8 protein-coding genes are annotated in these 10912 nt (G+C 29.1%); 4 read left to right on the top strand and 4 right to left on the bottom strand.

Annotated elements, in window-relative coordinates; translation table 4 throughout:
- Nucleotides 1–73 precede the first annotated feature (73 nt).
- Genes ACNF36_RS02600 through nadE form a run of 3 tightly spaced genes read right to left on the bottom strand, consistent with a single transcriptional unit; the run spans nt 74 to nt 2739 of the window.
- Nucleotides 74–1210: a ZIP family metal transporter gene (locus tag ACNF36_RS02600; RefSeq protein WP_418303628.1), complete on the bottom strand. Its 1137-nt coding sequence runs from the start codon at nt 1208–1210 to the stop codon at nt 74–76.
- A complete protein-coding gene (locus ACNF36_RS02595) occupies nt 1210–1938 on the bottom strand; it encodes a YebC/PmpR family DNA-binding transcriptional regulator (RefSeq protein ID WP_418303627.1) in 729 nt (242 codons plus the stop codon). Before ACNF36_RS02595 ends, ACNF36_RS02600 begins: the two co-directional genes overlap by 1 nt.
- 12 nt (nt 1939–1950) lie before the next feature.
- Complete coding sequence (gene nadE / locus ACNF36_RS02590) at nt 1951–2739, bottom strand: NAD(+) synthase (protein ID WP_418303626.1); 789 nt, start codon at nt 2737–2739, stop codon at nt 1951–1953.
- Nucleotides 2740–3029: 290 nt separating this feature from the next.
- Between nadE and ACNF36_RS02585 the strand changes: the two genes are divergently transcribed.
- Genes ACNF36_RS02585 through ACNF36_RS02570 form a run of 4 tightly spaced genes read left to right on the top strand, consistent with a single transcriptional unit; the run spans nt 3030 to nt 10234 of the window.
- On the top strand, nt 3030–3743 hold the full coding sequence (locus ACNF36_RS02585) for an MPN527 family putative ECF transporter permease subunit (RefSeq protein WP_418303625.1): 714 nt from the start codon (nt 3030–3032) through the stop codon (nt 3741–3743).
- Between the two features lie 10 nt (nt 3744–3753).
- Nucleotides 3754–6081: a class I tRNA ligase family protein gene (locus ACNF36_RS02580; protein WP_418303624.1), complete on the top strand. Its 2328-nt coding sequence runs from the start codon at nt 3754–3756 to the stop codon at nt 6079–6081.
- Between the two features lie 7 nt (nt 6082–6088).
- Nucleotides 6089–8737, top strand: coding sequence for an endopeptidase La (lon, locus tag ACNF36_RS02575; protein ID WP_418303623.1), 2649 nt, complete (start codon nt 6089–6091; stop codon nt 8735–8737).
- A 6-nt stretch (nt 8738–8743) separates the two neighbouring features.
- A complete protein-coding gene (locus ACNF36_RS02570; protein ID WP_418303622.1) occupies nt 8744–10234 on the top strand; it encodes an APC family permease in 1491 nt (496 codons plus the stop codon).
- A gap of 24 nt (nt 10235–10258) precedes the next feature.
- On the opposite strand, the gene ACNF36_RS02565 is transcribed toward ACNF36_RS02570, so the two are convergent.
- Nucleotides 10259–10756, bottom strand: coding sequence for a dUTP diphosphatase (locus ACNF36_RS02565; protein ID WP_257088930.1), 498 nt, complete (start codon nt 10754–10756; stop codon nt 10259–10261).
- Nucleotides 10757–10912: the final 156 nt, after the last annotated feature.

Below are 10912 nucleotides of genomic sequence, written 5' to 3'. Positions count from 1 at the left end.
TTTAGTTGTTTCATAATCACTCCTTAATATAAAAAACACAAAATACGACGTTGTCCATATTTTGTGTCCCAGTTTAGTGATTGTGTGTATGGAATGAAAGAATTAATGCAGCAAAGATTACACCAATAAATAAGAATGCAAGGATGAAATATCATTTTTTCTTCGACATATGTGAATGATAAAACTCAGGAATAAACTCAATTAAAGTGGTGAAAATGAAAATTCCTGCGATTGCTGACATCATCATTCCTTTTAGTATTCAGTTTTTCTCAATTGCTGCACCTGCATAGCAACCAATTAACATAAATGGTAAAAATAATGAAAGCCCTAAAAATGATAATAACAATGATTGAATTCTTGAGTATCCTGCTTCTCTAAGTCTAAAATAGAAGATTGTTTCTTCAGGGATTAAATGTAAAACTAAAGAAGCAAAATAAGCCATAGTAAGTGAGTTTTCGTGACCGTTTGCTGCTAAATTTAAGTTGTATCCTAATAATAATCCTTCCGGAATTCTGTGAGTTAAAAGTAGTAATAAAGCAATAACTTTTAATTTATTTGAAGCTGAATTAATCGCTTCTTGTTCAGCTTTAATAATTGACTCATCATTTGAAAAGATGTAATCAGGATGATAATGAACGTGTCTTGAGTTATTATAATTTTTACTTTGTCTTAAAAATATATTTTGATTTTCATTATATTTCTTAACTTCGTAAAAATGTTCAGAATGTGGGTGTGAGAAATCAAAATCATCGTGATCATGTCCATCTCCGTGATCGTGGTCGTGAACAAATGCATTTAACTTTTTATTATTTGATTTTTTAAGTTTTTTATTAATTTGATAAGTAATTGCATACTTAAGCGTGAATGAAAATAAGATACCTACAGCAAGACCGACAACTACGACTAAAATGCTATACCCATAAACGTTTACATTGTCTTTTCATGCACCTTGATTTGCTAATTCAAGCGATTCTCTTAAAAAACCAAATGTAGCTAACACTAAGAAAAAACCTGTTGAAAATGAGTATAAATAAAATGACAGATTTTTTCAACCATTCTTACTTAATTTAATAAGTGGGAAAATGAATGAAAGAATAGTTGGTATAGCTAATAAGCAAAGTAATGTGACAAGTATTAGAATGAAGTAAGATAACCCTTCATTACCTGTGCTTAATTTGAGGGTTTCGAAAAAATCTCTAATTATTTGCATTATTCTTCAGTTTCGATGTTATGGTAAACATCTTGAACGTCATCGTCCTCTTTTAATTTGTCTGCAAATTCTAATAATTTGTCTTTCTTTTCTTGATCATATTCTACATACATATCTGGCACATATGTTACTTCACATTGGATAAAGTCAATTTGACCGAATTTATCTTCAATTGCATTTTTTAAATCTGTGAAGTTTTCAGGTAATGTAGTTAATACAAATGATTCATCATATGTTTCAACATCTTCTGAACCATTTTCAAGTGCAACTTCCATTAAATCATCTTCATTAACTAATTCTTTAGCAATTTCAATGATTCCTAATTTTCTGAATGGATATGGAATTTGACCTGTTTTACCTAATGCGGCATTTTGTTTGTTAAAGTATGACTGAATATTTGATTTAACTCTGTTAAGGTTGTCTGATAATGTAACAACAATAAATGTTGCTCCTCCACCTACAGTAGCGTTAAAAACAGTTTCGATAAATGCGTTTGCATTTTTATCTCCAGCTGCTTTAGCAATTGCTCTTTCAATGTTGTCTTTTGGCATATTTTTTGATTTAGCTTTAGCGATTGCTAATTTTAAAGCTGGGTTAGTATCAGGATCTGCTCCTAATCTTGCTGCAACAAAAATTTCTTTAGATAATTTTTGAAAAATTTTTCCTCTTGCTGCATCTTGTGCACCTTTTCTATGTGCTATATTCGCTGCGTGTGAATGTCCTGCCATAATTTATCTCTCCTAATCTATATCATTTGGCTTATAAATTGAATCTCTTTTGTGTTGTGAGATTTTATGTTTATATTCAATTTTCTTAATAACTTCTTCTGGTAATACTGATTTGATTTGTTCATAGTCATTTAAGTGATCTAAATAAAAATCAAGTTGAGCATATGAGAAACCTAATTCATCTTCATCAGTTTGATTTTCTCATAATCCTGCCGATGGTGCTTTGTTAATAATTTCACTTGGTACATTTTGAAGTGAAGCTAAAAATCTAACTTCACCTTTTGTAAGATGAGAAATCGGAAGTAAATCAACTCCTCCATCACCATACTTTGTGAAGTAGCCAATGAATGTTTCATCTTTATTATCTGTTCCTAACACAAGTAAATTATTTTCTTGAGCTAGAGCATATAAAGTTGTCATTCTTAAACGTGGTTTAATGTTAGCAACTGCTAATTGATTCTTAACATTAACTTGCTTGCTTAAAGCGTTAAAAGCATCAGTTAAATCAATGTACTCAAATTTATCATCAAACTTTTCTTCAAGTTTTTTAATATGATCTAAATCACTTTGTAACATTCCATTGACTGACATCACAACTCCCTTAACTTTTAAAGGAAGTTGTTTTGCTATTGCATACACAAGTGAAGAATCGATCCCTCCACTGATACCTACAATAAAACCATAGCAATTAGCTTCTTTTGCTTTTGTTACTAAAAAGTCTTTAATAACTTCAACATAAGCTAATGCATTTTCTTTGTCATAATATGGTTTGTTATCTTTGTAAAATGTAATCTTACCCATATTGCCTCTTTATTAACTAAATTGAATATTTTTAACAAAATATTAATTGTAAAAATATACTTAATTTTACCATAACAATCTAAAAAATAAACTGAATATATTACTTTTTAATTGTTTAAAATTCAACACACTTGTTTTTTATAGTCATATGAAAAATGAACGAATTCAGTCTCTAGTTCATAATTTATTCTTTTTTGGATTTTTTTACTAATAAGATGAAATAATGATATTATTTAATGAATATATTTTTATATCGCGAAAAGCAAAAAGTGTAAAAAAGGAGGAAAATAATGCAAAAAAAACAATTTTTAGTTTGAAATAACAAAAATATGAATGTTATTTTCAAAATGGCTTTCACAGGCTTGATGTTAGCTATTTCTATTGTTTTTAGCATTATCGGAAGTTTTATTCCATTTAATTCATTTTTAACTTTCAATTTCCTTTTAATTTCAACTTTTTTAACTACTTTTATTATCGATATTCAATATTCGTTAATAATGCTTATTTCAAACTTTTTGATAAGTCCTTTTATAACAATTAAATCAACTACATTAGACATTGCATTTCTAGGAAACTTTATTCTTTTATTAATGCAAGGTGTCTTCGTTTTCAGTTCTTATTTATTTGGAAAATTATTATGAAAATCTAAGCTTAAAAAAGAACTTTCAATCCTTGTTATCTTAGGCATAAGTTCATTAGTAACAATTGCAATAATAACATTTTTGAATACATTTTTATTTAACTTAATTTATTTCAAATTATTCAAGCAATTAGATGCTGTTTCGTTTAATGAACTGCTTGCTAACTATGATAAAAAATTCAAAATTTTCTTCTTTGGTATTCCAAATTACTTTGCAGGTTCTATCGCTTTATATTTATCATTTAATTTGAGCAATATTGCAATAAATTATTTTATAATTTATATATTTATTTTTACCTTATCTAAAACCAAGTTTTTAGATAACATCCTAAATAATTTCACAGTGAATAAGTGTGATTCATAGAAAGGTGTTTATGTCAAAATTTAACTTTAAAGAAATTGATTCAAAGTGAAGAAAAATCTGAGCAGAAACTAATGCTTTTGAACCAAAAGATGATTTTAGTTTACCTAAAAAATATGTCTTAAGTATGTTCCCTTACCCAAGTGGAAAATTGCATATGGGACACGTTCGTAATTACTCAATTGGTGATGCCGTAGCTAGATACTTTAGAAGAAAAGGTTTCAATGTCCTTCACCCATTTGGTTGAGATGCTTTTGGTTTACCTGCTGAAAATGCAGCAATCAAAAACGGAACACATCCAAAAAGCTGAACATATCAAAACATTGCATCAATGGATGATGAAATTAAAAGATTAGGAATTTCATTTGCTTGAGATTATGAAACAATCACTTGTGATGCTTCATACACAAAATGAGAACAATACATTTTCATCAAACTTTGAGAAAAAGGTTTAATTTACAAAAAGAAAAGCTCATTAAACTGATGTGAATTTGACCAAACGGTTTTAGCTAACGAACAAGTTGAAGATAACAAATGTTGAAGATGTGGAAATCAAGTTATTCAAAAAGAAATGGATACTTACTACTTAAAAATTACCGAGTATGCTGATGAATTACTTGAAGACCTTAAATCTCTTGAAGGACATTGACCTCAACAAGTTCTTACGATGCAAAAAAATTGAATTGGTAGAACTGAAGATTACAAATTAACATTTGAATTTGCAGACAACAGTCATAACACGCTTAATGTCTATGAATCAAATTTAGATTACATTTCAAAAATTGATTATGTTGCTATCTCAAATAAACATCAATTAGTTGATGCCTTAAAAGAAGCAAACTACTTTAATCAAGAAGCTTTAGACTTACTTGAAGAAATCAATTTAAACTTTGTTAAAAAAGAATTTTCAAAGAAAATTTTTATCAAAACACCTTACACTGTTAAAAATCCTTTCGATGGTAGCTTAGTTCAAGTTATCATTACTGATTTTGCATCAAATAATCCAAATAAAGATGCAACGATTGTTTCATCAAATAATCAAACACACACCACTTTTATGGAAGTTAACCATTTAGACTTTTTAGATAATAATTTAGTTCAAGTTGAAGAAACTAAATTAACTAAAGAAGTTAAATACAACTTACGTGACTGAGGTATCTCAAGACAAAGATATTGAGGAACACCAATTCCTCTTGTACACTGTGAAAAATGTGGAACAGTTCCTGTTTCACTTGACCAATTACCTGTTTTATTACCTGAAGAAGTTAAATTCACAGGTCAAGGTAATCCACTTTTAACTAATGAAGAATGAATGAATACAACTTGTCATCTTTGTGGTTCAAAAGCAACAAGAGAAACTGATACATTAGACACATTCTTTGAATCAAGTTGATATTTCTTAAGATATACTACACCATCAAACTTACGTGAAGAAGTTATTTTTAAGAAAGAAAACTTAGATTACTGAAATTCAGTTGACTTATACATCGGTGGAATTGAACACGCTATCTTACACTTACTTTATGCAAGATTCTTCACCAAAGCATTATCTGACTTAGATTTAGTAAACTTTAGAGAACCATTTGCTAATTTATTAACTCAAGGTATGGTGCTTAAAGATGGAGCTAAGATGTCTAAATCAAAAGGTAATACAGTTGAACCTGGAGAAATGATTAACACCTATGGTGCTGATACAACTAGATTATTTATCTTATTTGCGGCTCCTCCTCAAAAAGAACTTGAATGAAGTGATTCAGGTGTTATTGGATGTTTTAAATTCATCAATAGACTTTACGATAGAAGTTCTGAAATTGATGTAAATTCAAACTTTAAAAACATTGACAAATCAACCTTAAGTGCTCAAGAAAAAATTGCAAGACTCAAACTTTACCAAGGAATGCAAAAACAAAAGAACACATTTGAAAGTGATGATAATTCATTCTCATTTAACACTTTAGTTTCTTGAACTATGGAAATTATGAATGAATATGATTCAATCACAAAACCTGAATTAATCACAGAAATGTTCTATGTTTTATTAAACATTCTTGAACCATTCATTCCACACGTTGTTTGAGAATTATCAAGCAAATACTTTGACTCAAAAAACCTATATGACTTTGCTATAGATAATTCTGCATTAGAAATGGATGAAGTAACTTATGGAATTACAGTTAACGGAAAAGTTAGAGCTGAATTAACAGTTTCAAAAACAGCACAAAAAGAAGAAGTTTTAGAAAAAGCAAAAGAACAAGTAACAAAATGATTAGAAGGTAAAGAAATCGTCAAAGAGATCTTTGTACCTGGAAAAATCGTTAACATTGTTGTAAAAGACAAATAGAAGGAGAATGATGACTTTTAATGAATATATTAAAAAAGCGAAAGCTGATAAATCAGGCTATATAACATTCTTTGAAACACCAGATTTTTATTCAATTCCTGGTGGTTTTATGGAAACTGAGGTTACAGAAAAAGTTCTTGTTGAAGATCTTAAAAAGAACCGTGAAGAATTACTTAAAGAATCAGGAAGAGCAGTTGTTTTATATGCTAAACCTGAATCAACAGATGAAATTGTTTATGGTAACTATGTAAAACCACTTGAAGTAATTTACAAAGCTACAACGGATTCATTTATCGTAGTTTATAAAGTTATTTCACAATTCTATTTACCTAATGGATTTAAAATGCTTGAAACTCTTCCTGAAGGAGTTCAATCACACGTTGAATATAAAGGTTTCATAGGTTCAGAAACTGGAGAAGGTGGTGCATTTGTTGACTTACCTGCTACATTATCTAAAAAAGAATTAAGGGAAGTTTATGACTACTTGCAAACTTTCTCAATTTTTGCAGGTGTCGGAATTGACCTTGAAGAAGATAAACCACAACAATTTGCTGATTCAGATTTTATTGGCTTATTCAAAACTGAACCTTTATCAGGAAGACACTTTACATTCACAAGTATTGTTGATTTAACAAACAGATACTTTGAAGGTAGAACTGATAGATTCTCTGAAGATTATGCAAGTGCATTAATCGCTACTTTCTTAAACCACATTTCACCTGTAGTTGTTCCAGAAAGACTTGAAATTTTCAAAGAACCATACAACAGATTTTGATACCAAACTTACTTAATTCAAGCTACTGCAAAAATTAATGAAATTCTTCAAGCAGAAACAGAATTAAAAGGTAAAATGACACAAAAATTAAGTAAGCAACAAACAGAATTCTTACTTAGAGAAAAATTAAAAGCTCTTCAAGAACAAATTAAAGAACTTAACCCAACTGCATCTGATGATGAGTATGCACAAATCATCAATTCAAAATTCAAAGACATCTTCCCTGAAAGTGTTATTAAACTTATTGATGCTGAAACTAAAAAATCAGAAGAAATGGTTCCTGTTTCTCCTGAAGCCTCAATCATCAAATCATACATTAATACTCTTAAGAAACTTCCTTGAAGAAAAGTTCAACACGAATTATTAGACATAAACAGAGTTAGAGAAGTTTTAGATAAACACCACTATGGTTTAAATGAAATTAAACAAAGAATTATCGAATACTTAGCTGTTATTATTAAAAACAACCAAGTTAAAAAACTTGATGAAAACAAAATCAAGATTGATGATAAATTTGAAATTGACCTTTCATTATTTCAAAACAATGAAGAAACAAATACATTTAACAATGTTCCTATCTTAACTCTTGTTGGTCCTCCTGGAACAGGGAAAACATCACTTTCAAAAGCTATAGCAAGTGCTTTAAATAGAAAATTCGTTAAAGTTTCACTTGGAGGAGTTCACGACGAAAGCGAAATTAGAGGACACAGAAGAACTTACGTAGGAGCTATGCCTGGAAAAATCATCAAAGGAATGATGTACGCAGGAGTATCAAACCCCGTTGTCCTTCTTGATGAGATTGATAAAATGGCATCTGATATGAAAGGTGATCCAGCAAGTGCAATGCTTGAAGTTTTAGACCCTGAGCAAAACACAAGATTCCAAGATCACTACTTAGAACACGAATACGACTTATCAAAATGTATTTTCATTGCTACAGCTAACTACTATGAAAACATACCACCTGCATTAATTGACAGGGTCGAAGTTATTGAATTATCTTCATACACATTGAGCGAAAAATTAAGCATTGCTAGAGAGCACTTAATACCAAAAGTGCTTGAGCAAGCTACTTTAGCTGAAAAATACTTCCAAATTTCAGATGATGTGCTTAAATACATCATTCAACATTACACACTTGAAGCTGGAGTCAGAGGTCTTAAACGTACATTAGATAAGATTGCTAGAAAAATAGTTGTTAAGACTTTTGATGATCCATCATTAAAAGAATATGTAATTACACTTGATAAAATCGAAGAATTACTTGGTGTAATTAAATTCAAACAAGAAGAAAAAGAAGAAGATGTTGTTCCAGGTTTAGTAACAGGATTAGCTTACACATCATTTGGTGGTTCAACATTGCCGATTGAGGTAACTACATACCCAGGTAAATCAGAAATTAAGTTAACTGGTTCACTTAAAGAAGTTATGCAAGAATCAGCTCAAATTGCTTTAACTTTCGTTAGAGCAAACGCTGAAAAATTTGGTGTTGATGAGTTTGATTTTGAAAATAATACAATTCATATTCACGTACCTGAAGGAGCAGTTCCTAAAGATGGACCAAGTGCTGGTGTAACATTTACAACTGCAATTATTTCTGCTCTTTCAAAAAGACCAGTTCCTAACACAATTGGAATGACTGGTGAAATTACATTAAGAGGAAAAGTCCTTGAAATTGGTGGATTAAAAGAAAAATCATTTGCAGCTAGTCAAAAAGGACTTGAAATGATTTTCATACCTGAAAACAATATCAAAAACTTAAAAGACATTCCTTTTGAAATTAAAGAAAACTTAACATATGTACCTGTTAAAACATATGATGAAATTTACAATGTAATTTTCAATAATCAAAAACCTTCTAACGAAATAAAAGCAAAATAATAAAAAATGCAAAAGCAGTTCACACAGAAAAGTTTTACATTTTTTACAATTAATTTTGTCGTTGGTATAGGTTTTATAACTACAATATCAACAATTATGAACATATCTTACTGAGGGTATCTTGTAATGATACTCTCAGCATTTATATGCTTTGGAATAATGTTGGTATTCTCTAGATTATCAAATCAATATAATGATCACTACGGTGGTTCGTATGCTTACGCAAGACATTTAGATGATGATGTTGTTGATGGTAAATTAACAAAATCAAAGAAACGCGGTCTTAGAAATCTTGTTTTCTTCATCGGATGAAACCAATTTATTCAAACACCACTTTTATCAGCAATTGCACCTTTATTCCTAGCTGATGTTGTTGAAATAATACTACCGAAACCAGAAGAATTTCCTCAACACAGCTTAGTTATGTGAATAGTTAGAGGGATCTCAATCTTACTATTCATTTCCATAATTGCTATTTCAACAATTGGATTAAAAACAAATAAGAAAATTATTTTCATTGCCTCATTATTTAAATGAATAATACTTATCTTAGCCATCTTTGTAATGTTAGTCGCTGTTTCAAAGGAAGCTACATTACCTGACTCAGCTACATACAAAAAAGTTACACCTCAATTAATTATCGCTGATGTTCTTTTATTTATGTATGCTTTTGCAGGAACTGAAGATGTTGCTGCTATGGCTAAAGATGTTAAGTTCAAGAGTTTTAGAAAAATATTATTAACATCATTAGCTTTCATATTTGGATTTTATCTAATATTCTTTTCACTCTATTTATTCTTACCAAACTCGTTAAAAGTAACTACCGGAGATAGCTCAAACGAGATTTCAAAAATCTACACCTATGGATTAGGTGCATTTGGAGTCTCTATCTTCATTATTGGATTATTATCTAATGATTTAGGATTTAGAATTTTTCAAACAGTTGCGACTGCTAGAAAACTTGTTCCTCTTTCTGAAGATGGTTACTTATTCAATTCATTGCATCAGAAAAATAAAAAGGGTGAATTTAAAAATGCAATCGTTTTCTCTACAGTTATAATAATGATTTCAATGATTACATTATGACTTGTTCCTACTATATTCTTAGATAAAGAATATAGCGATGAGTTCTTTAAAGCAACAATTATAACCAGCTCAATTGCATTATTAATTGAAGACTTAATCACATTCTTTATAGCATTCAGATTAGCTGCAAAGAAAAGAATTTCAAAAATACCTGTTTGGGAAAAAACTATTTACATTATTGATATTTGTATAATGTCATTTATCTTATTAATCACATTCTTCCCTTGAATTTTAGGTGGCCAATGAGAATTCAAAAATACAGTATCAATTATCATTTACGTAGTATTTATTGGGGTTGGTTTTGCACTAAAACTTCTCAATAAATACAAACACAAATTCAAAATTTACAATAAATGAATTGCTAAGCACAATAAGCAATTTGATAATTTAATTTTTATAAAAAATAAATAACCAACTTCTGTAGCTGGTTATTTTTTAATAATTATTTTTAATACGGTCGTAGTTCTTTTGATTTTTAAGAACATATGCATCATATAAATCTTCATATGTAAACCCTAACATTACAAATGAACCCAATGCAACTTGAAACGCGTGTTCGATATTTGATTTATTAACTTTTTTCATTATGTTTGCTAATGAAATAAATAAATGTTGGAATTGAATGTTTATATCCTGGTTAATTATTTTTGGTTCTATTTCAGGTAGAACATCAAATTTATAAGCAAAATTAACTAAGAAATGGATTAAATCAGCAAATTCTTCAGTTACAGCTAATTTATTTACATTCTTTTGTGATTTTCAATATTTAAAACTTTGAACTTCATTTACATATTCAGCAGCTTCTATTAAAAGCGCTAGAGTTTTTTGAACTATAAAGTCTTCTTTGTTAAATGTTGGATTAAGACTTAAACTTTTTTCTCTGATTTTATTATCCAATTCTTTTTGCATCTCAAATATCTTTATTAAATTCATATTGTAATTATATTACAAATAAATGTTTATATATTTAAACTTTTACAGCCCGAGTTTCCAAGTTTGACCTTTTTTTAAAGGTCGTTTTTTAATCCATATATCTATAGATATATGAAGCAAAAGAAATTTTATTTTTTTACTTACATTACACACATA

This window comes from Mycoplasma sp. 4463, assembly GCF_048381515.1.
GTDB lineage: Bacteria > Bacillota_I > Bacilli_A > Mycoplasmatales > Metamycoplasmataceae > Mycoplasmopsis.
This window is presented reverse-complemented; position numbering and strand designations above follow the sequence as displayed.